Origin of the sequence: Streptomyces sp. NPDC091287 (assembly GCF_044768525.1) — a bacterium.
GTDB lineage: Bacteria > Actinomycetota > Actinomycetes > Streptomycetales > Streptomycetaceae > Streptomyces.
On sequence record NZ_JBIVUV010000005.1, the window covers coordinates 409,028 to 432,231 of the forward strand.

26 protein-coding genes are annotated in these 23,204 nt (G+C 73.6%); 18 read left to right on the top strand and 8 right to left on the bottom strand.

The window, feature by feature from the left end:
• Positions 1–9 precede the first annotated feature (9 nt).
• The 3 genes from coaA to ACIQRW_RS10890 form a co-directional block, all read right to left on the bottom strand.
• Positions 10–1,005 (bottom strand): type I pantothenate kinase, encoded by a 996-nt coding sequence (coaA, locus tag ACIQRW_RS10880; protein WP_403757292.1) that lies wholly within the window; start codon positions 1,003–1,005, stop codon positions 10–12.
• 120 nt (positions 1,006–1,125) lie between these two features.
• On the bottom strand, positions 1,126–1,524 hold the full coding sequence (locus ACIQRW_RS10885; RefSeq protein ID WP_007453133.1) for a VOC family protein: 399 nt from the start codon (positions 1,522–1,524) through the stop codon (positions 1,126–1,128).
• 3 nt (positions 1,525–1,527) lie between these two features.
• Positions 1,528–1,653 carry a hypothetical protein gene (locus ACIQRW_RS10890; RefSeq protein ID WP_403757295.1) on the bottom strand — a complete coding sequence of 42 codons (126 nt, stop codon included), beginning with the start codon at positions 1,651–1,653 and terminating at the stop codon, positions 1,528–1,530.
• A gap of 189 nt (positions 1,654–1,842) precedes the next feature.
• On the opposite strand from ACIQRW_RS10890, the gene ACIQRW_RS10895 reads away from it, so the two are divergent.
• On the top strand, positions 1,843–3,306 hold the full coding sequence (locus ACIQRW_RS10895) for an FAD-dependent oxidoreductase (protein WP_403757298.1): 1,464 nt from the start codon (positions 1,843–1,845) through the stop codon (positions 3,304–3,306).
• 388 nt (positions 3,307–3,694) lie between these two features.
• The gene (locus ACIQRW_RS10900; protein WP_403757301.1) at positions 3,695–4,723 is read left to right on the top strand and encodes a hypothetical protein; all 1,029 of its coding nucleotides are present in this window, start codon (positions 3,695–3,697) and stop codon (positions 4,721–4,723) included.
• Here ACIQRW_RS10900 and ACIQRW_RS10905 read toward each other — a convergent pair whose 3' ends face one another.
• Positions 4,724–5,260 (bottom strand): hypothetical protein, encoded by a 537-nt coding sequence (locus ACIQRW_RS10905; protein WP_403757304.1) that lies wholly within the window; start codon positions 5,258–5,260, stop codon positions 4,724–4,726.
• Between the two features lie 288 nt (positions 5,261–5,548).
• Between ACIQRW_RS10905 and ACIQRW_RS10910 the strand changes: the two genes are divergently transcribed.
• The 4 genes from ACIQRW_RS10910 to ACIQRW_RS10925 all read left to right on the top strand — a co-directional run bounded on the left by ACIQRW_RS10910 (position 5,549) and on the right by ACIQRW_RS10925 (position 10,223).
• On the top strand, positions 5,549–6,907 hold the full coding sequence (locus ACIQRW_RS10910) for a BTAD domain-containing putative transcriptional regulator (RefSeq protein WP_403757307.1): 1,359 nt from the start codon (positions 5,549–5,551) through the stop codon (positions 6,905–6,907).
• A gap of 99 nt (positions 6,908–7,006) precedes the next feature.
• A complete protein-coding gene (locus tag ACIQRW_RS10915; RefSeq protein ID WP_030084361.1) occupies positions 7,007–7,357 on the top strand; it encodes a YciI family protein in 351 nt (116 codons plus the stop codon).
• Positions 7,358–7,362: 5 nt separating this feature from the next.
• Positions 7,363–8,634, top strand: coding sequence for an RNA polymerase sigma factor (locus ACIQRW_RS10920; RefSeq protein WP_403757310.1), 1,272 nt, complete (start codon positions 7,363–7,365; stop codon positions 8,632–8,634).
• Positions 8,635–8,867: 233 nt separating this feature from the next.
• Entirely contained in the window at positions 8,868–10,223 is a 1,356-nt protein-coding gene (locus ACIQRW_RS10925) for a M14 family metallopeptidase (RefSeq protein WP_403757313.1), read from the top strand.
• Between the two features lie 61 nt (positions 10,224–10,284).
• Here the strand turns inward: ACIQRW_RS10925 and ACIQRW_RS10930 are convergent, their stop codons facing one another.
• Together ACIQRW_RS10930 and ACIQRW_RS10935 are read right to left on the bottom strand one after the other, a co-directional pair.
• Entirely contained in the window at positions 10,285–10,695 is a 411-nt protein-coding gene (locus ACIQRW_RS10930) for a PIN domain-containing protein (RefSeq protein WP_403757315.1), read from the bottom strand.
• Positions 10,692–10,913, bottom strand: a complete 222-nt coding sequence (locus ACIQRW_RS10935) for a type II toxin-antitoxin system VapB family antitoxin (protein WP_403757318.1) — start codon at positions 10,911–10,913, stop codon at positions 10,692–10,694. Before ACIQRW_RS10935 ends, ACIQRW_RS10930 begins: the two co-directional genes overlap by 4 nt.
• 90 nt (positions 10,914–11,003) lie before the next feature.
• Here ACIQRW_RS10935 and glmS point away from each other — a divergent pair, with 90 nt between their 5' ends.
• The 8 genes from glmS (at position 11,004) to ACIQRW_RS10975 (ending at position 18,963) form a co-directional block, all read left to right on the top strand.
• Entirely contained in the window at positions 11,004–12,851 is a 1,848-nt protein-coding gene (gene glmS / locus ACIQRW_RS10940) for a glutamine--fructose-6-phosphate transaminase (isomerizing) (RefSeq protein WP_403757321.1), read from the top strand.
• A gap of 41 nt (positions 12,852–12,892) precedes the next feature.
• Positions 12,893–13,261: a holo-ACP synthase gene (locus ACIQRW_RS10945; protein WP_030084374.1), complete on the top strand. Its 369-nt coding sequence runs from the start codon at positions 12,893–12,895 to the stop codon at positions 13,259–13,261.
• 354 nt (positions 13,262–13,615) lie between these two features.
• Positions 13,616–15,064 carry an NAD(P)H-hydrate dehydratase gene (locus ACIQRW_RS10950; RefSeq protein ID WP_403757324.1) on the top strand — a complete coding sequence of 483 codons (1,449 nt, stop codon included), beginning with the start codon at positions 13,616–13,618 and terminating at the stop codon, positions 15,062–15,064.
• Between the two features lie 44 nt (positions 15,065–15,108).
• Positions 15,109–15,498, top strand: coding sequence for a DUF488 domain-containing protein (locus tag ACIQRW_RS10955; RefSeq protein ID WP_403757327.1), 390 nt, complete (start codon positions 15,109–15,111; stop codon positions 15,496–15,498).
• Positions 15,499–15,567: 69 nt separating this feature from the next.
• Positions 15,568–16,740: an alanine racemase gene (gene alr / locus ACIQRW_RS10960; protein WP_403757330.1), complete on the top strand. Its 1,173-nt coding sequence runs from the start codon at positions 15,568–15,570 to the stop codon at positions 16,738–16,740.
• On the top strand, positions 16,737–17,987 hold the full coding sequence (locus ACIQRW_RS10965; protein ID WP_403757332.1) for an alpha/beta fold hydrolase: 1,251 nt from the start codon (positions 16,737–16,739) through the stop codon (positions 17,985–17,987). The genes alr and ACIQRW_RS10965 overlap by 4 nt, the downstream gene beginning before the upstream one ends.
• A complete protein-coding gene (gene tsaE / locus ACIQRW_RS10970; RefSeq protein ID WP_403757335.1) occupies positions 17,956–18,525 on the top strand; it encodes a tRNA (adenosine(37)-N6)-threonylcarbamoyltransferase complex ATPase subunit type 1 TsaE in 570 nt (189 codons plus the stop codon). Before ACIQRW_RS10965 ends, tsaE begins: the two co-directional genes overlap by 32 nt.
• A 246-nt stretch (positions 18,526–18,771) precedes the next feature.
• Positions 18,772–18,963 carry a hypothetical protein gene (locus ACIQRW_RS10975; RefSeq protein ID WP_403757338.1) on the top strand — a complete coding sequence of 64 codons (192 nt, stop codon included), beginning with the start codon at positions 18,772–18,774 and terminating at the stop codon, positions 18,961–18,963.
• 32 nt (positions 18,964–18,995) lie between these two features.
• Here ACIQRW_RS10975 and ACIQRW_RS10980 read toward each other — a convergent pair whose 3' ends face one another.
• Positions 18,996–19,595 carry a hypothetical protein gene (locus ACIQRW_RS10980; RefSeq protein WP_403757341.1) on the bottom strand — a complete coding sequence of 200 codons (600 nt, stop codon included), beginning with the start codon at positions 19,593–19,595 and terminating at the stop codon, positions 18,996–18,998.
• A gap of 134 nt (positions 19,596–19,729) precedes the next feature.
• Here ACIQRW_RS10980 and tsaB point away from each other — a divergent pair, with 134 nt between their 5' ends.
• Genes tsaB through ACIQRW_RS11000 form a run of 4 tightly spaced genes read left to right on the top strand, consistent with a single transcriptional unit; the run spans position 19,730 to position 22,267 of the window.
• A complete protein-coding gene (gene tsaB, locus ACIQRW_RS10985; protein ID WP_403757469.1) occupies positions 19,730–20,377 on the top strand; it encodes a tRNA (adenosine(37)-N6)-threonylcarbamoyltransferase complex dimerization subunit type 1 TsaB in 648 nt (215 codons plus the stop codon).
• 29 nt (positions 20,378–20,406) lie between these two features.
• Positions 20,407–20,895: a ribosomal protein S18-alanine N-acetyltransferase gene (gene rimI / locus ACIQRW_RS10990; RefSeq protein ID WP_403757472.1), complete on the top strand. Its 489-nt coding sequence runs from the start codon at positions 20,407–20,409 to the stop codon at positions 20,893–20,895.
• Positions 20,895–22,001, top strand: coding sequence for a tRNA (adenosine(37)-N6)-threonylcarbamoyltransferase complex transferase subunit TsaD (tsaD, locus tag ACIQRW_RS10995; protein ID WP_403757475.1), 1,107 nt, complete (start codon positions 20,895–20,897; stop codon positions 21,999–22,001). Before rimI ends, tsaD begins: the two co-directional genes overlap by 1 nt.
• Complete coding sequence (locus tag ACIQRW_RS11000) at positions 21,998–22,267, top strand: hypothetical protein (protein WP_361334589.1); 270 nt, start codon at positions 21,998–22,000, stop codon at positions 22,265–22,267. The genes tsaD and ACIQRW_RS11000 overlap by 4 nt, the downstream gene beginning before the upstream one ends.
• 52 nt (positions 22,268–22,319) lie before the next feature.
• On the opposite strand, the gene ACIQRW_RS11005 is transcribed toward ACIQRW_RS11000, so the two are convergent.
• A complete protein-coding gene (locus tag ACIQRW_RS11005) occupies positions 22,320–23,081 on the bottom strand; it encodes a TetR/AcrR family transcriptional regulator (protein ID WP_403757344.1) in 762 nt (253 codons plus the stop codon).
• Positions 23,082–23,204 lie beyond the last annotated feature (123 nt).

Here is a 23,204-nt window from a genome sequence, read left to right on the forward strand (position 1 = left end):
ACGCAGGGATCAGAGCTTGCGCAGGGACAGCTTCTGGACCTTGTGGTCCGGACCCTTGCGGAGCACCAGGGTGGCACGGCCGCGCGTCGGAGCGACGTTCTCCAGCAGATTCGGCTTGTTGATGGTCCGCCACATGGTGCGCGCGTAGTCCAGCGCCTCCTCCTCGGAGACCTGGGTGTACTTGCGGAAGTACGAGGACGGGTCCTGGAACGCGGTGGCGCGCAGCTTGCGGAAACGGTTCAGGTACCAGGTCTCGATGTCCTCGGCGCGTGCGTCCACGTACACGCTGAAGTCGAAGTAGTCGGCGAGCCCGACTCTGGTGCGGCCGTCGCTGCCGGGCAGCGCGGGCTGGAGGACGTTGAGGCCCTCGACGATGAGGATGTCGGGGCGGCGCACGGTGAGCCGCTCGTCGGGGACGATGTCGTAGATCAGGTGCGAGTAGACGGGTGCGGTCACCTCGTCCTTGCCCGCCTTGATGTCGGCGACGAAGCGGGTCAGGGCGCGCCGGTCGTAGGACTCCGGGAACCCTTTGCGGGAGGTCAGCCCCCGCGCCTTGAGCTCCTTCATCGGCAGCAGGAACCCGTCCGTGGTCACCAGCTCGACGCGGGGGTGCTCGGGCCAGCGGGCCAGCAGCGCCTGGAGGATACGGGCGCTGGTGGACTTGCCGACGGCGACACTGCCCGCGACCCCTATGACGAACGGGGTGCCGCGCTGCGCCCCGTGCCCGTTCCCGGCGTCCCCGAGGAAGGTGTTCAGCGCGCCGCGCAGCCCGGAGGTGGCCTGGACGTACAGGTTGAGCAGCCGGGAGAGCGGCAGATAGACGTCCCGCACCTCGTCCAGGTCGATGACGTCCCCGAGCCCCCGCAGCCGCTCCACCTCGTCGGCGGTCAGCGGCAGCGGGGTCTTGTCCCGCAGCGCGCTCCACTCGTCGCGCGAGAGGTCGACGTAGGGGGTCGGCGCATGCTCGGTGCGACGGTGGGGGCTCCGTGCGGGTGAGGTGATCACCTGTTCATTGTTGCGGGAGTTTTAACGGAGTGGGGGGTGGGCTCGGTCACGTGGGTGGCGGGGCGGTGCGGGGGGCCGGGGGTGGCCCGCCCGTCCGTTCCGTGTGCGGGCCCGCCCCCCTCAGGCGTCCTGCGGGTACCAGCGCAGCTCGACCGTGTTGCCGTCCGGGTCGAGTACGTAGACCGAGGTGGCCGAGCCCCGGGCCCCGAAGCGGGGGACCGGGCCCTCTTTCACCGTGAACACGCCGGAGTCGATGACCTCCTGCCAGTCGAGCGGGTCGACGACGAGGCAGATGTGGTCCACGTTCGACTCGCCGCGTGGGCGGTCCAGCAGGTCGATGATCGTGGTCGGGCTGACCCGGACCGAGGGGAAGGGCACCTTGCCCGCCCGCCACTCCTCGACCCGTACGGGCTCCAGGCCCAGGGGCCCGCAGTAGAACGCGATGGCCCGCTCGACATCCCCGACGTTGAGGACGAGGTGGTCGAAGGCCTTGACCCGCACGGTCGGCGGTACGGACATGGCTCAGGCCTCCGGTGTGTAGGTGACGAAGTCCGCCCGGGCTGCCCGGGCCGCCGGGCCGAAGCCGAGACGCGGGCCGTCTTCGGTGTTGCAGCTGCTCCTGAACCAGGTCGGCTCGGTGCTGTTCATGTCTCTCCCAGCAGTTGTTCGATGAACTCCCGTGAGAGTAGAGGGTGGCTCCTCCCCGCCGTTACCGCTTGACCGCGCTTTGACTGCGCTCTGCAAAGGTCTGGGCATGGCTGACATCACATCAGACCCTGTGGACGTGGGCGGTGCCCTGCCCCGGGCCGGGTACGTGATCCTGACCGCGAGAACCCCGTGACCAGGCCGGCGGCACCTCGGCCGCGTCCCGGTGACAGCGAACCCGGCTCCGCACTGCCGCCGCCCGCCTGGGACAGGGCCGTGGTCCTGGGCGGCGGCTACGCGGGCCTGCTGGCCGCCCGCGTCCTGACCGGGCACTTCCGCCACGTCACCGTCATCGAACGCGACCCGCCCCCCGCGCCCGGTGAGCCCGCGACCCGCCCCGGCGTCCCGCAGGCCCACCACCCCCACGCCCTGCTGGCCCGCGGCGCCGAACATCTGGAGGCGCTCTTCCCCGGGCTCCGCGAAGAACTCGCCGCCCGCGGCTGCCCGGTCGAGGACTTCGCCTCGGCCACCCGCATGCTGTTCCCCACCGGCTGGGCGCCCCGCACCCCGGTCGGCTTCGACGTCCAACTGGTGGCGCGCACCGCCCTGGAACAGGTGCTGCGCGAAAGGGTCACCGCCCTGCCGTCGGTCGCCTTCCGCTACGGCCTGCACGCCGAAGCGATCCTCCTGGACCAACAACCGGGCGGCGTGGGTGTGACGGTCCGTCCGCGCGACGGCGAGGCGCGGGACGAGGTGGTCCAGGCGGACCTGGTCGTCGACGCCACCGGCCGCGCGACCCGCCTGCCGCGCTGGCTCGCGGACGCCGGCTACCCCCTCCCCGACACCCTGGTGGTCGACGGAAAGGTCACCTACGCCTCGCGCTTCTACACCTTCCGACCGGACCCGGGCCAGGACTGGTTCGCCTCCTACCAGCCCACCCTCGCCCCGCACTCACCGCGAGGGGGCGTCGCGGCCCGCATCGGCCCCGACCTGTGGCAGCTCGGCCTGATCGGTGCGGGCGGCCAGGCCCCACCCGCCGACGAGGACGGCTTCCGCGCGTACGCCGCAGCCCTCGACAACCCCGACTTCGCCCACATCATCGACAACGGCACACCGCAGGGCCCCGTCAGGCAGACCCGCTCCACCGTCAACCGCTGGCACCGCTACGACCGTCTGCCCCGCTGGCCCGGACGCCTCATAGCCCTCGGCGACAGCATCTGCGCGCTCAACCCCGTCTACGCACAGGGAATGACGGTCGCCGCCCGGCAGGCCACACTCCTCGACACCCTCCTCACCCGCCACGCGCACACGGCCCGCACCAAGGGCACGCCCGGCGCACTGGATCGGCTGGGTCCGGCCTTCCAGCGAGGGGCCGCCGCCCTCGCCCGTGGCCCGTGGCTCCTCAACACCTCCGCCGACCGGGCCTGGCAGCCCGCCACCGCGCCCCTGGGCACGCGCATCGCCACCCGCTACCTCGCAGCCGTCACCGCGCGCCTGCCCCACCACCCCGCCCTGTTCCTGCGCTTCGCCCGCAGCCTGCACATGCTCGACGGCCCCACCACTCTGGCCACCCCCCGGGCCCTCGCCCAGCTCGCCTCCCTCCCGTCCCTCCCGCGCCACGAAGCCGTCTGCACCTGCCCGGCAGGCAGCCGGTAGACCGGATCGTGACTGCCGCGACCCGGTGGAGCGCGATGCGGTGGACCGGGACGCGGCCGACCGTGACGTGGCGGACCGCGTCGCGGTCGGCCGCGACGTAAAAGCTTTTGAGTACTTGCTTTTAAGTACTGGGGAAATAACCCAACCCGACCCAACCCGCCCTGACCGGCCTGTGGCTGCGGACGCGAGGGCGGACGCGGGCGCGGGCACGTAAGCGTGCGAGGGCGTCGTCACTCACATGGGTGAAGTGTGCCAACCGGGCTGGATTTATGACCTGTTGGCGGGCATATGCTCACGCTGACCACCACCCCAGACATGAGACGGCCCCCGGCCGGGACTGGCATCCCGACCGAGGACCTGACCACCAAGAAGGAAAGCCCCCTTCCCGATGGATACCCAGCAGGTTAGCGCGCCCTCGCGCACCCCGTCCTCCGGTGTTGTACACATCAACATCCGGCTCACCGACGGCTACTCGATCATCTCCAACCGGCTCTCCCAGCACCGGGGCATGTCCCTGCTGGCCATCGGCCTCGGCACCCACATCCAGTCGCTGCCCGCCGGGAGCCCCATCGGCGTCAAGGCCCTTGCCGCGATCTTCCCGGAGAGCGAGGCGCGCATCGCCGCCGGGCTGCGGGAGTTGGAGCATCACGGTTTCCTGCGCCGCGCCCGCGAGCGCGTCCAGGGCGGGCGGGTGGCCACGCGTACGGAGTCGTACAACCACCCGGAGGCGGCGGCCCGGCGGGCGGGTGCCGCGGCTGCGGCTTCGGCGACTCCATGCCCCGCCCCGGCTCCTGCCCCGGCTCCAGCCCCGGCTCCCGTACCTGCCCTGGCTCCCTCCCCCGCTCCCGTCCCCGTCCCCGCTCCGGAGCCGCCCGTACGGGAGGCGGAGCCCGCGCCCGCACCCGTACCAGCACCTGGGCTCGTACCCGTACCCGTACCTGTAACGGTGGCGGAGCCCGTGCCCGTGCCCCGGCTCGTGCCGTCGCCCACCGCGCCCAAGCCGCCGCCCCCGCCGTTGCCCTTCCCTCGCAGGCCCAGCGCCCCGTTGTTCGACGAGGCCGCCCGCCTGCTCGCGGGGCTCCAGGCCTCCGCGCCCCTGTTCGTCCTCTCCGAGGCGGACGTGGAGCGGCTCACCCCCGGAGTCGCCGCCTGGCTGGAGCGGGGAGTGCGGCCGGACGCCGTGCGGGTCGCGCTCACCGATGATCCGCCCATGCCCCTCCGGCACCCGGCGAAGCTGGTGCGGCACCGGCTCGTCGCGCTGCTCCCGCCGCCTCCGCCCGCTGCCGTGCCCGTCGTCCCCCTCCAGAACTGCGACGCCTGCGACCGGGCCTTCCGGTCGTCCGTGCCGGGGTGCTGCGGAGGGTGCCGCGACGTCCGCGCGTACGCCGACGACTTGCCGTGTCTGCTCGGCGCGTGATCAGCCGATGCGGTCGCAGATGCTGTCCGTCGCGACCACCGGACCCGTCACGGTCTTGGCTCCCGTCGCGCTGATGCCGATTGTGTAGACGCCGTCGACGACATACATCCCCCGCGCGAGGTTGCCGTCCCCGACGCCCACCAGCACCGGGCCCACCACGCGCCAGGACTGGGCCCCGGAGGCGTACACGTCGACCAGGGCCGAGCCGCTCACGTCGGCGTCGTAGTGCGCCCCGGTCTCCTTGTTCGTCACCCGGACCACGAGGTCGCCCTTGTACGCGCTCCGCGTGACGCCCTCGGCGGGCGGGGGCAGTTCGCGCCGTACGACCTCGTCCACGATCGGCTCGCCGTGGATGGGGAACGCGCACCGTTCGCCCGCCGCGACGTCCCAGGGGGCCGAGGGGGCCGGCTGCCAGCCGGATCCCTGCGGAGCGGGGGTGGTCGGGGCGGCCGCCGCCGCGGGGGCCGTACCGAGGGCCACGACGGCCACGCAGGCCGCGACGAGAGCGACGGGAACGACGGGAACGATGCTGCGCATGAGAACTCCCCATAGGTCGGAGGTCGGGATCGCCTGGCTCCGAAGCATGCGCCGGGTCGCTCACCAAAGGCTCACCACCACCATGTCGCTGCGGCCGGCGCCGCCTGGTTGACGAACCTGCTCGACAGCGCGCGCAGCCGTTGCGGCGTCAGCCCCCGCCCGGAGGGCGGACGACGACACTTCGCGGACACTCCCTGGGGCCTCTCGTTCGGATCATGTCGGGCTCGCGGTGATCGTCGAGCGTCGGAGGGGTGGCCCCGGGGGCCGGGACGGCTGGATGCTTTCCCGATGGAATTCCAGTTGCTCGGGCCCTTCGTCGTCCTCCACCGGGGGCGCCCCGTGCTCGCGGGGCTGCGCCGTCAGGAGCGGTGTCTGCTGGCCGTCCTCGCCCTGGAGGCGGGCCGGGCCGTTCCGACCGGCAGGCTCATCGACCTGCTCTGGAACGGCGAGGCCCCGGCCGGGGCCCGGTCCACCGTGCACACGTACATCGGCAGGCTGCGCGCCACCCTCGGCCCCGACGGCGTACAGCTGGAGACGCGGAACGACGGCTACCTCCTCCGCCCCGGCGGCCACGAGATCGACGTCCGCGCCTTCGAGGACGCTGTGCGAGACGCCTCGGCGGCCGTGGACGACGAGGAGCGGGTGCTCCGCTACGACCGGGCGCTGGAGCTGTGGCGGGGGGAACCGCTCGCGGACGTCGCGGACGAGGCCCTGCGCGACCGGATCGGCCGGCCGCTTGCCGCGCTGCGGCTGTCGGCGGCGGAGGAGCGGGCCCGGCTCCTCCTCTCGCTGGGGCGGCACGAGCGGGTGGCCGCCGAGCTGCCCGCGCTCGCCGAGGAGCACCCCGAGCGCGAACGCCTCGTCGCGGACAGCATGGTCGCCCTGCACCGCAGCGGCCGGTCGGCGGACGCGCTCGGGCTCTACCGGGCCACGCGCGACGCCCTGCGGTCCGCCTTCGGCGCCGAGCCCGGGCGGGACCTGCGGACCCTGTACGACCGGGTACGCCGGGACGACCCCGACCTGCGGCGGCCCGCGCCACCCACGTACGCCGTACGGGTGCGGGGGGAGTGGCTGCCGTGGAACACCAGCGGGGACCCCGCCCTGGAGTTCTGCAACACCTACGCCGGGTGGGGCGGCGAGCGACTGCCCGGCTCCGAATGGCTGCGCGGCTACCGCTCGCTCGCGATCTGGGCCGGGCACCTGGACCTCCTCGACGACCGTACGGTCACCCGGCTGCTGCGGAGGGCGAAGGAGCGGCCCGAGGAGGCGAGCGCCGCACTCGCCGGCGCGCGGGAGTTCCGGAGCGCGTTGTACAGCTGTCTCACGGAGGAGCGGGGCCGGGGCGACGACGGGGCGTTCGCCCGGGTCGCCGATGTGGTCCAGGAGGCCATGCGCCACGCGGTCTTCGTGCGGAGCGACGACGGCCTCGGGCGCTGGAGCCCGCACCCGGATTCCGGGCCCTTGCTCCCGCTGTACGCCGTGGCCCAGCGCGCCGCGGACCTGCTCGCCGACCCCCGCCGCCTCACCGTCCGCGTCTGCCCGGGGAAGGGCTGCGGGTGGCTCTTCCTCGACGCGGGCGGGCGACGCCGCTGGTGCAGCCTGGGGGTCTGCGGGCGGGCGGGGGCGGGTGCCGATGACCCGTCGTGAAAAAGGTGCGGGCGGTGTGTCGATCCGGACCGGTCCCGTTCGTCGTCATGGTGTAAGCAGCCCTGAGGGCTGGGACCACACAGGCGACAGGAGCCGATCATGAAGTACATGCTGCTGATCCACAGCGGGGCCGTCGACGAGCAGGGCGGCGCGCCCGAGTGCACCGTCGAGGACTGGATGGCCTACGACAAGGCCGTACGCGACGCGGGAATCCACGTATCCGGGGAGTCGCTGGCCGACCTGGTGACCGCGACCACCGTGCGGGTCTCACCGACGGGGGAGCGGACCGTGACGGACGGGCCGTTCGCCGAGACGCGGGAGCTGCTGGGCGGGTTCCTCGTGATCGACGTGCCCGACCTCGACGCCGCCCTCGACTGGGCCGCACGCTGTCCCGGCTCGCGCGACGGCGGCTCGGTCGTCGTCCGGCCGGTCGCGGACTTCGGGGCCTGAGAGCCGTGCCGGGCGAGGGCGTTCCCCCGGGGGAGGGCCGCGTGGCCGCCGAGGCCGTCGAGGCGGTGTTCCGGGAGGAGCGCGGGCTGCTGCTCGCCTCCCTCGTCCGTCGGTTCGGCGACCTCGACCTGGCCGAGGAGGTGACGTCCGAGGCGATCGAGGCGGCCCTGCGGCACTGGCCCGCCGAGGGCGTCCCCGCCCGGCCCGGGGCCTGGCTGCTGACGACGGCGCGGCGGCGGGCGGTGGACCGGCTGCGGCGCGACCAGGCGTACGCGGCCCGGCTCGCCGTCCTCCAGGCCGACGCGGAACGGGCCGAGGCCGCCGCCCCCGCGGCCGACACCGCCGCGGTCGGTGAACTTCCCGACGACCGGCTCCAGTTGTTCTTCACCTGCGCCCACCCCGCCCTCGCCGCCGAGGACCGCACCGCACTGACCCTGCGGTGCCTCGCGGGGCTCACCACACCGGAGGTGGCGCGGGCGTTCCTCGTGCCGACGGCGACCATGGCCCAGCGCATCGTGCGGGCCAAGAAGAAGATCCGCGAGGCCCGGATCCCGTTCCGGGTGCCCGGCCCCGACGAACTGCCCGAGCGGCTGCCCGGAGTCCTCCAGGTCGTCTACTCGGTCTTCACGGAGGGGTACGCGGCCAGCTCGGGGCCCCGTCTCCAGCGGCTCGACCTGGCCGAGGAGGCGATCCGGCTGGCCCGGATACTGCACCGGCTGCTGCCCGCCGAGCGGGAGAGCGCCGGGCTCCTCGCGCTGCTGCTCCTCGTCCACGCCCGGCGCGACGCGCGGACCGGGCCGGAGGGCGAGCCGGTGCTCCTGGCGGACCAGGACCGGGGGCGCTGGGACCGGCCGATGATCGAGGAGGGCCGTGCCCTGGTCGTCCGGGCGCTGACCGGCGGGCCGGCCGGACCGTACGGGGTGCAGGCCGCCATCGCCGCCCTGCACGACGAGGCGGCGGACGTGGCGGCCACGGACTGGCCGCAGATCGTGGCCCTGTACGACGTGCTCCTCACGCTCACCCCGTCCCCCGTGGTGGCGTTGAACCGCGCCGTGGCGGTGGCGATGCGGGACGGGCCGGGCGCCGGTCTCGCGCTGCTCGACGCGTTGGCGGGGGAGCCCCGGCTGCGGGGGTACCCGCCGTACGTCGTGGCGCGGGGGGACCTGCTCAGCCGGCTGGGGCGGGACGGGGAGGCCGCTGAGGCGTACCGGGAGGCGCTGGCGCTCGCGGGCACCGAGCCGGAGCGGGCCGCGTTGCGCCGGAAGCTGGGGGAGTAGGGGAGTAGGGGAGTAGGGGAGTGGAAGGAGTAGGGGAGTGGAAGGAGTAGGGGAGTAGGGGGAGTTCGCGGGGGTCGAGGAGCGGCGGGCGGCCGTTCGCGGTCCCCCTGCCGCAGGAGCACCACGCCCGCCGATGGCCGGAACGACCATCTTGACCCGCGCATGACATGAGTTCATCCTGTGCCCGTCGCACAGCTCCACCCCCCACCCCGACGGACCCAGGAGATGCCAGCATGCGACTCGTCACCGCACGGAGATCCCGGCCGACGAAGGCCCGACGCAACGCCGCCCTGACCGTTCTGCTCGCCCTCGCCCTCGCGGCCCCCGCCACCACCGTGGCGACCGCCGGGAACGCTGCGCCGAACGCGGCCGTCGCCGCGGACGAGCGGACACTCCAGTACGAGATATCCGGGCGCACCACCCCTGCCGCCCGCACCGACATCGCCCGCGCGGGCGTCTCGATCGACGAGGTCCACGACCACGGCGTCGTGATCACCGCGGACGCCGCCCAGGCCCGGAAGCTCCGGGCGCGCGGCCACGTACTGGCGGCCTTGCCCGCCCCGGACGCCGCGCCGCGCGCGGCGGACGGTGTGAGCGCCCTCGACTTCCCGCCCGCCGACTCCCGCTACCACAACTACGCCGAGATGAACGCGGCGATCGACGCCCGCATCGCCGCGAACCCCTCGATCATGAGCAAGCGCGTCATCGGCAAGACCTACCAGGGCCGCGACGTCATCGCGGTCAAGGTCAGCGACAACGTCGCCGCCGACGAGGCCGAGCCCGAGGTCCTGTTCACCGCCCACCAGCACGCCCGCGAGCACCTGACCGTCGAGATGGCGCTCTACCTGCTCCGCGAACTGGGCCAGGGCTACGGGTCCGACTCCCGGATCAAGCAGGCCGTCGACGGCCGGGAGCTGTGGATCGTGCCGGACATGAACCCGGACGGCGGCGAGTACGACATCGCCTCCGGCTCCTACCGCAGCTGGCGCAAGAACCGGCAGCCCAACTCCGGCTCCAGCGCCGTCGGCACCGACCTCAACCGCAACTGGGCCTACAAGTGGGGCTGCTGCGGCGGCTCCTCCTCCAGCCCCTCGTCCGAGACCTATCGGGGGGCGGCCGCCGAGTCCGCGCCCGAGACGAAGGTCGTGGCGGACTTCGTGCGCGGCCGGGTGATCGGCGGGAAGCAGCAGATCACGGCGGCCATCGACTTCCACACGTACAGCGAACTGGTGCTGTGGCCCTTCGGCTACACGTACAACGACACCGCCCCCGGCATGACCGCCGACGACCGCAACGCGTTCGCGGCGGTGGGCCGGAAGATGGCGGCGAGCAACGGGTACACCGCCGAGCAGTCCAGTGACCTCTACATCACCGACGGGTCGATCGACGACTGGCTGTGGGGCTCGCAGAAGATCTTCGGCTACACCTTCGAGATGTACCCGCGCTCGGCGTCCGGTGGCGGCTTCTACCCGCCCGACGAGGTCATCGAGCGCGAGACCTCCCGCAATCGGGACGCGGTGCTCCAGCTGATCGAGAACGCGGACTGCATGTACCGGTCGATCGGCAAGGAGGCGCAGTACTGCTCCTGACGGACTGAACCCGCTCCGGTGCGGGCCCGTGCGGAACTCCGCACGGGCCCGCACCGGAGCTTCAGGCCACGTCGTGAACGCTGTGTTCGCCCAGATCGGGAGCGTGCCGGGCGACCGTGCGGTAGTCGAGGTCGTCATGGAGGACCGTCAGGCCGTGGTGGGCCGCCGTGGCGGCGGTGACGAGGTCCACGGCGGAGGCGCCGCGGTGCTGCCCGGCGCGTGCCATGCGGTGCTGGACCGAGGCGACCCAGCGTCCCGCGCTCTTCGGCACGGAGACGTCCGGGTAGAGGTCGGTGAACATCTCCACGATCTCGTCGTACTCGCGTGCGCTCCGGGCGCCGTGCAGGAACTCCGCTCGCTGCGGATAGCAGGAGGCGATCGTCCCGGCCTCGATCGCCTCGGACCACGCCGACTGCAGAGAGGCGTCGGAGAGCAGCCGGACGAGGCCCGAGGTGTCGAGCAGGTAGATCACCGGCCGTCCTTCTCCGCCCGATGCCGCCGCTCGGCGTCCTCGACCGCGCCCCAGTCGCGAGCGCGCTCGAAGTGGCGGCCGATCCGCGCCGCACGCTCGTGCTGCTCCGCGTAGAAGCGCAGGGCGAGGTTGACGGTCTCCTTCTTCGTCCGGGCCTTGGACAGGGCCATCGCCCGCTCCAAGGCTTCATCGTCTATGTCGATCTGGGTCACTGACATGTCCGACCGCCCTCTGTGTGGGTCATGTACAAGAAGTTGTATGTGGCCAACATTCCTCTCGCGAGGCGCTTCCGGCCTTAGGGTGCCGCTATGTGCGGAATCGTGGGTTATGTCGGTGGGCAGTCGGCGCAGGACGTCGTCGTCGCAGGACTCAAGCGCCTCGAATACCGGGGCTACGACTCGGCGGGCGTCGCCGTTCTCGCGGACGGCGGGCTCGCCGCCGCGAAGAAGGCGGGCAAGCTCGTCAATCTGGAGAAGGAGCTCGCTGCCCGGCCGCTGCCGGCCGGGCGGACCGGTATCGGGCACACCCGCTGGGCGACGCACGGAGCGCCCACCGACACCAACGCCCACCCGCATCTGGACAACGCGGGCCGGGTCGCCGTCGTGCACAACGGGATCATCGAGAACTTCGCGGCCCTGCGCCGTGAGCTGACCGGACGCGGCCACGCCCTGGAGTCGGAGACGGACACCGAGGTCGTCTCGCATCTGCTGGCCGAGGCGTTCTCGGCCGGAGGAGACCTCGCGGAGGCGATGCGCCAGGTGTGCCGGCGGCTGGAAGGGGCGTTCACCCTGGTCGCCGTGCACGCGGACCAGCCGGACGTGGTGGTCGGCGCCCGGCGCAACTCACCGCTCGTCGTGGGCGTGGGGCAGGACGAGTGGTTCCTCGCCTCGGACGTCGCCGCCTTCATCGCGCACACCCGGTCCGCCGTCGAGCTGGGCCAGGACCAGGTCGTCGAGCTGAGCCGCGAGGGCGTCGTCGTCACCGGGTTCGACGGGGAGCTCGCCCAGGTGCGCGAGTACCACGTCGACTGGGACGCGTCCGCCGCGGAGAAGGGCGGCTACGCCTCCTTCATGCTCAAGGAGATCGCCGACCAGCCCCAGGCCGTCGCCGACACCCTCCTCGGCCGGGTCGACGGGGAGGGCGCGCTCCACCTCGACGAGGTACGCATCACGGCCGCGGATCTGCGCGAGGTCGACAAGGTCGTCATCGTCGCCTGCGGAACCGCCTTCCACGCCGGAATGATCGCCAAGTACGCCATCGAGCACTGGACCCGGCTGCCCTGCGAGACCGAACTCGCCAGCGAGTTCCGCTACCGGGACCCGATCCTGGACCAGCGCACCCTCGTCGTCGCCATCTCCCAGTCCGGCGAGACCATGGACACCCTGATGGCGCTGCGGCACGCCCGCGAACAGGGCGCGAAGGTGCTCGCCATCTGCAACACCAACGGCTCGACGATCCCGCGCGAGTCCGACGCCGTCCTCTACACCCACGCCGGGCCCGAGGTCGCCGTCGCCTCCACCAAGGCCTTCCTCACCCAGCTCGTCGCCTGCTACCTCGTGGCGCTCTACCTCGGCCAGGTGCGCGGCACCAAATGGGGCGACGAGATCCGTACGGTGGTGCGCCAGCTCTCCGCGATCTCCGGCGAGGTCGACCGGGTCCTGGAGACGATGGAACCCGTGCGCGAGCTGGCCCGGTCCCTCGCCCACCACGACACCGTGCTGTTCGTCGGCCGGCACGTCGGTTACCCGGTCGCCCTCGAAGGCGCGCTCAAGCTCAAGGAACTCGCCTACATGCACGCCGAGGGTTTCGCGGCCGGCGAGCTGAAGCACGGGCCGATCGCGCTCATCGAGGAGGGCCTCCCGGTCGTCGTCATCGTGCCGTCACCGCGCGGCCGTTCGGTCCTCCACGACAAGATCGTGTCCAACATCCAGGAGATCCGGGCCCGGGGCGCGCGCACCATCGTCGTCGCCGAGGAGGGCGACGAGGCCGTCGTCCCGTACGCCGACCACCTCATCACGGTCCCCGCAACGCCTACGCTGCTTCAGCCGCTGGTCGCCACCGTGCCGCTCCAGGTCTTCGCCTGCGAGCTCGCGACGGCCCGCGGCAACGAAGTGGACCAGCCGCGCAACCTGGCGAAGTCCGTGACCGTGGAGTGACCCGGGACGCGCCCGGGTGACGAGGTGACAAGGGTGGGTTCGTGATCATTGGGGTCGGCATCGACGTGGCCGAGATCGAGCGCTTCGGCGCGGCGCTGGAGCGTACGCCCCAGTTGGCCGACCGGCTCTTCGTCGGAAGTGAGCTGACGCTGCCCAGCGGCGAGCGGCGCGGAATCGCCTCGCTCGCCGCCCGGTTCGCCGCGAAGGAGGCCCTGGCCAAGGCGCTCGGCGCACCCGGCGGGCTGCTCTGGAGCGACGCGGAGGTCTGGGTCGAGGAGAGCGGGCAGCCCCGGCTGCGGGTACGCGGCACGGTCGCGGCCCGCGCCGCCGAACTGGGCGTACGGGGCTGGCACGTCTCGCTCAGCCACGACGCGGGGGTGGCGTCGGCGGTGGTCATCGCGGAGGGGTGACCCCCGCCGGGCCATGCAGGCCACAGGTGCCCCCCGCCGGGCCATGCAGGCCACAGGTGCCCCCCGCCCGGCCATACAGGCCGCAGGGGGTGGCACCCACCGGGCCCTCCAGGCCACGGGGCGCCTTCCGCCGGGCCATCCAGGCCGCAGGTGCCCCCCGCCCGGCCATACAGGCCGCAGGGGGTGGCACCCACCGGGCCCTCCAGGCCACGGGGCGCCTTCCGCCGGGCCATCCGGCCGCAGGCGCCCCCGCCCAGCCGAACAGGCCACAGGGGTGACCCCCGCCCGGCCGAACAAGCCGCCACGGCCTCGCGGGGGTGGCGTCGGCCCGTGTGATCGCGGAGGGTTGGACCCATGCGACGTGCCTACAGCGTGGAGACCGTACGGGCCGCCGAGGCCGCCCTCATGCAACGGCTGCCGGAGGGCGCCCTGATGCAGCGCGCCGCCGCCGGGCTCGCCGTGGCCTGCGGCGATCTGCTGCGGCGCAACGGCCGGGTGTACGGGTCCCGGGTCCTGCTCCTGGTCGGCAGCGGCGACAACGGCGGCGACGCGCTGTACGCGGGCGCCCGCCTGGCCCGCCGGGGCGCGGGCGTCCGGGCCCTGCTGCTCGCCCCCGACCGGGCCCACCCCGGCGGCCTCGCCGCGCTGCTGGCGGCCGGGGGACAGGTCGTCGACGGGCCGGACGGGCTCGGCGTGCTCGACCTCGTCGTGGACGGCATCACCGGCATCGGCGGGCGCGGCGGGCTGCGCGAGGACGCCACCGCGCTGCTGCACACGGTGACCCGGGACCGTACCCCGGTCCTCTCCGTCGACCTGCCGAGCGGAGTGGAGGCCGACACCGGGGAGGTGCACGGCGACGCGGTCCGTGCGGACGCGACGGTCACCTTCGGCACCTACAAGCCCGGCCTCCTGATCGACCCGGCCGCCGAACACGCCGGGGCCCTGCGGCTGGTCGACATCGGGCTCGGCCCGGAACTGCCCGAGCCGCCGGACCTGGAGGCCCTCCAGTACGCGGACGTCGCCGCGCTGCTGCCGGTACCGGGCCCGGAGAGCGACAAGTACCGGCGCGGGGTCGTCGGCGTCGTCGCCGGGTCCGAGCGCTACCCGGGCGCGGCGGTCCTGGCGGTCGCGGGCGCGCTGCGCGGCGGGGCCGGGGCCGTGCGGTACGTCGGACCGGGCGCGGACGCGGTGATCGCCCGCTTCCCCGAGGCGCTGGTGCACACCGGGCCGCCGTCGAAGGCCGGACGCGTGCAGGCCTGGGTGGTCGGGCCCGGGCTCGGCGACGGGCGGAGCGCGGAGGCGGCCGTCGCCGACGTGCTGGCCGCCGACGTCCCCGTGCTCGTCGACGCGGACGGGCTGCGGCTGCTGGACGCGGAGACCGTGCGGACCCGGACCGCCCCGACCGTCCTGACCCCGCACGCGGGGGAGGCCGCGGCCCTGCTCTCCACGGCCCGCGAGGAGGTCGAGGCCGGGCGGCTCGCCGCGGTGCGCGAACTGGCCGCCCGCTACCGCGCCACCGTGCTCCTCAAGGGCTCCACGACCCTGATCGCGGAGGCCCGCGACACGCCTGTACGGGTCAACCCGACCGGCACGTCCTGGCTCGCCACGGCGGGCAGCGGCGACGTGCTCTCCGGTCTCACGGGGTCCCTGCTCGCGGCCGGACTCGCCCCGCGCGACGCCGCGTCCGTGGGCGCGTATCTGCACGGGCTCGCCGCCCGGCACGGCTCGGACGGGGCCCCGGTCTGCGCGCAGGACGTCGCGGACGGCATCCAGGCCGCCTGGCGCGACGTGCGGGCGGGCTGAGCCGGGGAGAGGGTGGAGGCCCGGGACAGGAAGGGCGGCCGGACATGGCGAGCGGCAGCGAACCCGTACGCGTACGCAGGGTCTACGACCCGCCGGAGGACGGCGACGGCACCCGGGTCCTCGTCGACCGGCTCTGGCCCCGGGGCGTCTCCAAGGAGCGGGCCGCGATCGACGTATGGCTGAAGGACGTCACCCCCTCGGACGAGCTGCGCTCCTGGTACCACCAGGACCGCTCCGGCGCGCGCCACGACGCCTTCGTCGAGCGCTACCGCACCGAACTGGACGACCCGGCGCACACGGAGGCCGTCGAGCGGCTCGTCGGCCTGATGCGCGAGGGCGGACCCGTCACCCTGATCACCGCCGTCAAGGACGTGGACGACAGCCATGTCCCGGTCCTGGTCGACCACCTGACCCACGTGATGAAACGTACGTAACGTTCATAAGGCTGGATATCGGCGTGCACTGCCGGTGAGGCGGCCGACGCCTCTGAGAGACTGGGCGCGATGAACGAGACAGCGTCCCTGAGAGCCCGTGCCGAGATCGACCTCGCCGCGCTGCGCGCCAACGTGCGCGTCCTGCGCGAGCGCGCGGCCGGGGCGCAGCTCATGGCCGTGGTGAAGTCCGACGGTTACGGGCACGGGGCCGTGCCCTGCGCGCGGGCCGCCCGCGAGGCCGGGGCCACCTGGCTGGGGACCGCGACCCCGCAGGAGGCCCTCGCCCTGCGCGCGGCCGGACTCGACGGCCGGATCATGTGCTGGCTGTGGACGCCCGGGGGCCCCTGGCGCGAGGCGATCGAGGCCGACATCGACGTGTCGGTCAGCGGCATGTGGGCGCTGACCGAGGTCGTCGGGGCCGCCGACGCGGCCGGCCGGCCGGCCAGGATCCAGCTCAAGGCCGACACCGGCCTCGGCCGCAGCGGCTGCCAGCCCGCCGACTGGCCCGAGCTGGTCACCGCGGCGCTGGCCGCCGAGCGGGCCGGACGGGTGAAGGTCACCGGCCTCTGGTCCCACTTCGCCTGCGCCGACGAGCCGGGCCACCCCTCGATCGCCGCCCAGCTCGGCGTCTACCGCGACATGGTGGCGTACGCCGAGAAGGAGGGCGTGGAGCCCGAGGTGCGGCACATGGCCAACTCCCCGGCCACGCTCACGATCCCCGAGGCGCACTTCGACCTCGTGCGGACCGGCATCGCGATGTACGGCATCTCGCCCGCCCCCGAGCTGGGCACGCCCGCGGACTTCGGGCTGCGGCCCGTGATGACCCTCGCCGCGTCCGTCGCCCTGGTCAAGGACGCCCCGGCCGGACACGGCGTCAGCTACGGCCACCACTACACGACGTCAGCCGAGACGACCCTCGGCCTGATCCCCGTCGGCTACGCGGACGGCGTCCCGCGCCACGCGTCGGGCACGGGCCCCGTCCTGGTCGGCGGGAAGGTGCGCACGGTCGCGGGCCGGGTCGCCATGGACCAGTTCGTCGTCGACCTCGGCGGCGACCGGCCGGAACCGGGCGCGGAAGCGGTGCTGTTCGGCCCGGGCGACCGGGGCGAGCCGACCGCGCAGGACTGGGCGGAGGCCGCCGGCACCATCGCGTACGAGATCGTCACCCGCATCGGCTCCCGGGTGCCGAGGGTGTATGTGAACGGGACGGCCGACGACCTGGCCGGGGGCGTGTCGCGGTGAGCGGGAGCAGCGCGGGGGCCGCCGCGGACGCGACCGCCGCCGTGACCGCCGCCACGGCGGCCGGCTGGCGCCGGGCCGGGATCGCCGGGGCCGCCATAGGGGTGCTCGCCGCCGGTGCGGCCGCCGGGGTCGCCGTCGAGCGGCTCACCGTCGGGCGCGGCATGCGCAAGAAGGCCCGCCTCGCGCTGGACGCCACCGGGCCCTACGGCTCGCTGCGCGGCACGCCGGGCCGGGCCGCCGCCGACGACGGCACCGAGCTGTACTACGAGATCGACGAGGTGGAGGACGAGGCGCCCGACGTTTCCGATGGAAACGCCACCGGCACCCGTCGCCGCCGGCTCTTCGGGCGCAAGGCCCCCGCCCCGGTCACCGTCGTCTTCAGCCACGGCTACTGCCTCGGCCAGGACTCCTGGCACTTCCAGCGGGCCGCCCTGCGCGGCCTCGTGCGCGCCGTCTACTGGGACCAGCGCAGCCACGGCCGCTCCGGGCGCGGCCGGGCCCAGGCGGACGGGGTGCCGGCCGGCATCGACCAGCTCGGCCGCGACCTGAAGGCGGTCATCGACGCGGCGGCCTCCGAGGGCCCGCTGGTGCTGGTCGGGCACTCCATGGGCGGCATGACGATGATGGCGCTGGCCGACCAGTACCCGGCCCTGATCCGCGACCGGGTCGCCGCCGTCGCCCTGGTCGGCACCTCCAGCGGCAAGCTCGGCGAGGTCAACTTCGGGCTGCCGGTGGCGGGTGTGAACGCGGTGCGCCGGGTGCTGCCCGGAGTGCTGAAGGCGCTCGGCTCGCAGACGGAGCTGGTGGAGAAGGGGCGGCGGGCCACCGCGGACCTCTTCGCCGGGCTGATCAAGCGGTACTCGTTCGGTTCGCGGGACGTGGACCCGGCGGTCGCCCGGTTCGCGGAACGGCTGATCGAGTCCACCCCGATCGATGTGGTCGCCGAGTTCTACCCGGCCTTCACCGAGCACGACAAGAGCGGCGCGCTGCCCGCGTTCCGGGACGTGCCCGTGCTGATCCTGGCCGGGGACAAGGACCTCGTCACCCCCAGCTCGCACAGCGAGGCCATCGCCGACGTGCTGCCCGACGCCGAGCTGGTGATCGTGCCGGACGCCGGGCACCTGGTGATGCTGGAGCACCCGGAGACGGTCACCGACCGGCTGGCCGACCTGCTCGTACGCAGCGGCACGGTGCCGGGCGCTAACGTTGGCGGACATGGAAGCACCGCACAGCACCCCGGCCGCTGAGACCGTTCCGGAGACAGCGGGGACGACCTCTCCCCAACCCGCCGGGGCCGTACCCGAGGCCGTGACGGTGACGCTCACCGTCACCTCCCCCGAACAGATGCAGGACCTGGGCCGCCGGCTCGCCCGGGTGCTGGCCCCCGGCGACCTGGTCATGCTCACCGGGGAGCTGGGCGCCGGAAAGACGACGCTGACGCGGGGTCTCGGCGAGGGCCTCGGCGTGCGCGGCGCGGTCACCTCGCCCACCTTCGTCATCGCCCGCGTCCACCCCTCGCTGACCGGGGGCCCCGCCCTGGTCCACGTCGACGCGTACCGCCTGGGCGGCGGGCTCGACGAGATGGAGGACCTGGACCTCGACGTGTCGCTGCCGGAGTCCGTGGTGGTCGTGGAGTGGGGCGACGGCAAGGTCGAGGAGCTGGCCGACGACCGGCTGCGGGTCCTCATCGACCGCGCGACGGGCGACACCGACGACGAGCGGCGCGAGGTGACCCTGGTCGGCATCGGGACGCGCTGGGCGGGGCTGCGGGCCGATCTGTCGTAACGCGGCCGGTTCTCCGACGCCGCCCGTCCTCCGACACCGGCCGTCTTCCCGCACCGCCCGCCCTCCGACACCGGCCGTCTTCCTACACCGCCCGCCCTCCGACTCCGCCGCCGTCCTTCACGAGACCTTCCCGACAGTGCGTCGGTAAACTGTTGCGCGGGGGACCGTGGTCGTGGTCACATGGGTACGAGACGTGGTTAGGTCTACCTAACCACGCCCTCCATCGGAGCACCAAGGAGGCAATCCATGCCGACGCCCGAGCGCGCGGCGCAGCCGCGACCGACTCCGTCCGCCCTGTCGATGAAGGACCTGCTGGCCTCGTGCGCCGCGGCCACCGCGGTCTCCACCCCGCCGAGCGAGGCGCCGGATCCATCCGACGCGGCGGACCGGGACGGGGAGAGCGTCCACGGGAACGCCGTCCGGGAGCGGGCGGCGTAGGACGCCTCTCCGGCACCGTGAGACCCCTGGCGCTACGGGACGACGACGACCTTCGCGCCGACCGTCGCGAAGGTCCACATGGCGTTGCCGTCCGCGCGCTTCATCCGGACGCCGCCGGTCTTCGACGTCGGGTCCGGGCTGGCCATCGAGCCGTCCTGCGCCGCGCTGAAGCCGATCGCCACCTCGTCCACGTTCGCGAAGCGGACCACGTGCTCGATCGGGACGCCGTCCGAGCCCTGGACCGTGCCCGAACGCGAGGTGACCTTGTAAACCCCGGGCGGCGGGCTGACGGGGCTCGGCATCACGGTGAAGGTGCGGATCGCCTCGTTGTCCTCGTCGACCAGCCACACCCGGCGGTCCTTCAGCGCGTACACGACGCGCTCGCCCTTGCCGGACGCCGCCGGGACCGCCAGCGGGTCGGCCTTGGGCTTCGGCTTGGCGGAGGGCGGCTGGGCCGAGGCCGAGGCGGCGGGCTTCTTGCCGGGCGTGGACGCCACCGAGGCGGGGGCGTTCGCCGAGGCCTGGTAGGCGAGGAAGGCGACCGCGGCGACCGCCGCCGCAGTGAGCCCGGCCACGATTCCCGAGCTTCCCCTAGCCACCGTGAAATCCCCTTTCGACTGCCGTTGCCGCATGTCGTACAAGCGTTTACGTCGTACCCGCGGATACCCGGTGACGGTAGCAGCAGGGACGGGGCGGGCCGGGACGCCGTACGGACGCCGTAACGCCGTCGGCGGAGCCGTAGGCTGTTTGCGTGCTCTTGCTCGCCATGGATACCGCCACGCCCGCCGTCACCGTCGCCCTGCACGACGGCACGTCCGTCATCGCCTCCTCGGGGCAGGTCGACGCCCGCAGGCACGGGGAGCTGCTGCTCCCCGCCGTCGACCGGGTCCTCGCCGAGGCCGGGACGGAACTCGACGCCGTGACGGCCGTGGTCGTGGGCGTCGGCCCCGGCCCGTACACCGGCCTGCGGGTCGGCCTGGTCACCGCCGCCACCTTCGGCTCCGCCCTCTCCGTGCCGGTCCACGGACTGTGCACCCTGGACGGACTCGCGTACGCCGCCGGACTGGAGGGCCTTCAGGGGCCGTTCGCCGTGGCGACCGACGCGCGCCGCAAGGAGGTCTACTGGGCGCGGTACGAGGACGCCCGCACCCGTTCGGGCGAACCCGCCGTCGACCGGCCCGCCGACATCGCCGGGGCGCTGGCCGGGCTCCCCGTGGTCGGCGCGGGCGCGGTGCTCTACCCGGACGCCTTCCCGGACGCGCGCGGCCCCGAGCACGTCGCCGCCGGGGCGCTCGCCGGACTCGCCGCCGAACGCCTCGCCGCCGGACAGGAGCTCCTGGAGCCCCGGCCGCTCTATCTGCGCAGGCCCGACGCGCAGGTTCCGAAGAACTACAAGGTGGTCACCCCCACGTGAGTACCGCCACCGCCGCCGTACTGCGCGAGATGCGCTGGTGGGACATCGCGCCGGTGCTCGACCTCGAACACGCGCTGTTCCCGGACGACGCCTGGTCGCCCGGCATGTTCTGGTCCGAGCTGGCCCACGCCCGCGGCCCCGGCGCCACCCGCCACTACGTCGTCGCCGAGGACCCCGCCACCGGGCGGATCGTCGGCTACGCCGGGCTCGCCGCCCTCGGCGACCTGGCCGACGTCCAGACGATCGCGGTCAGCCGCGAGGCGTGGGGCACCGGCCTCGGCTCCGAACTCCTCGCCGACCTGCTGAAGGCCGCCACCGACTTCGAGTGCGCCACGGTCCTCCTGGAGGTCCGGGTCGACAACACCCGGGCGCAGAAGCTGTACGAGCGCTTCGGCTTCGAACCGATCGGCTTCCGGCGCGGCTACTACCAGCCGGGGAACATCGACGCCCTGGTCATGCGCCTGACCATGCAAGAGCAAGCAGTGCACGAGCACGCATCAGAGACCGGGACTGAATGATGGCTGTCGACGAACCCCTCGTACTCGGCATCGAGACCTCCTGCGACGAGACCGGCGTGGGCATCGTGCGCGGTACGACCCTGCTCGCGGACGCCGTCGCCTCCAGCGTCGACACCCACGCCCGCTTCGGCGGCGTCGTCCCGGAGATCGCCTCCCGCGCCCACCTGGAGGCGATGGTCCCCACCATCGAACGGGCCCTGAAGGAGGCCGGGATCAGCGCCCGCGACCTCGACGGGATCGCCGTCACCGCCGGCCCCGGGCTCGCCGGAGCGCTGCTCGTCGGCGTCTCGGCCGCGAAGGCGTACGCGTACGCGCTCGGCAAGCCGCTCTACGGGGTCAACCACCTCGCCTCGCACATCTGCGTCGACCAGCTGGAGCACGGCCCGCTGCCCGAACCGACGATGGCGCTGCTGGTCAGCGGCGGCCACTCCTCGCTCCTGCTGGCCCCCGACATCACCAGCGACGTCCGGCCGCTCGGCGCGACGATCGACGACGCGGCGGGCGAGGCGTTCGACAAGATCGCCCGGGTGCTGAACCTCGGCTTCCCCGGCGGCCCGGTCATCGACCGGCTCGCGAAGGAGGGCGACCCGGCCTCGATCGCGTTCCCGCGCGGCCTGACCGGCCCGCGCGACGCCCCGTACGACTTCTCCTTCTCCGGGCTCAAGACCTCCGTCGCCCGCTGGATCGAGGCGAAGCGCGCGGCGGGCGAGGAGGTGCCGGTCCGGGACGTGGCGGCGTCCTTCCAGGAGGCCGTGGTGGACGTGCTCACCCGCAAGGCGGTCCGGGCCTGCAAGGACGAGGGCGTCGACCACCTGATGATCGGCGGCGGCGTCGCGGCCAACTCCCGGCTGCGCGCCCTGGCCCAGGAACGCTGCGAGCGGGCCGGCGTCCGGCTGCGGGTGCCGCGCCCCGGGCTCTGCACCGACAACGGAGCGATGGTCGCGGCGCTCGGCGCGGAGATGGTCGCCCGCAACCGCCGCCCCTCCGACCTGGAGCTGTCGGCCGACTCCTCGCTGCCGGTCACGGAGCCGCATGTGCCGGGGGCCCACCATGAGCACACGCATGATCACGTGCACGAGATCAGCAAGGACAACCTCTACTCATGAGCGCCGGGACCATCGTCCTGATGTGGGAGGCCCGCGCCGCCGAGGGCCGCGGCGGCGAACTCCTGGAGTGGGCGCGGGCACGGGCCGCCGAGCTGGCCCGTGAACCCCACCGCAGCGAACTGCTGCGCGCCCCGCAGGACCGGGTGCTGGTGATGACGTGGTGGAGGGGCGCCTCGTACGGCGACGACCTCCCCGAACTCCCCGAGCCCGACGCCGCCCTGATCACCCGCCCGGTGCACCGGTGGCGCTTCGAGGCGGTGGGCTGAACGCGCCGGGGCCGGGCGGGGGGCGCCGCGGCCTTGCGCCCCGGCAGCCCGGTCAGGCCTTCGCGCCCCGCGTCCCGCGCCTGAGCAGGCCGTCCACGATCGCGTCGAGCTCCTCGACGGTCTCGTAGTCGGCGGCGTACTCCCGCCAGCGGTCCTTGACCTCGGTGAGCCGGGGCAGCTCCGCCGTGTCCTTCTCGGTGACCATCTCGGGGAAGAACTCCCGGCGCGACGGGTTCTCCGCCCGGCGGGCCGCCGCCCTGCGGAAGACCAGGTCCCCGTAGACGTAACTCCAGATCGTCCGGTACGCCCGCACCGAGCGGGCCGGGGAGAGGCCGCAGGCGAGCGCGCAGTCGATGATCTCCTCCACCATCCACAGCGCGTTGCGGTCGGTCAGCTCGCCCAGCGCCAGGATGTCCAGCACCCAGGGGATCCGGCCGATGATGTCGTGCATGTGCGCGGCCACCGCCACCAGCCGCTCGCGCGGGTCCTCGGGCAGCTCCGGGCGCGGGAACGCCGCCGCCGTGCCGGACAGGGTGAGCATCAGCAGCTCGTCCTTGTCCTGCACGTAGTGGTAGAGCGCCATGGGTGTGCTGCCCAGCTCCTTCGCCACCCGCCGCATGGACAGGGCGGCCACGCCCTCCTCCTCGACGATGCGGCGCGCGGTGGCGACCATCACCTCCGGGTCCAGCCGACGGGGCCGCCCCACGGGCCGTCCCACGGGCCGTCCCGTGGGCTGCCCGGCCGCGCCCGGTTTGCCGCCCGACGCCGGATTTTTCATCTTCTTCGTCTTCTCGGTCTTCTCGGTGCCTGACACCTGGGCATTCTCTCCTTCCGGGGCCTTGCTCCGGTCCGCCGCGGGACCCTCCCGGTGCTCCGGCATCTAATTTCTATACGTGTATGTTAATTCCTGGTCGAGGGAAGCGCGAAGGGAAGGGGA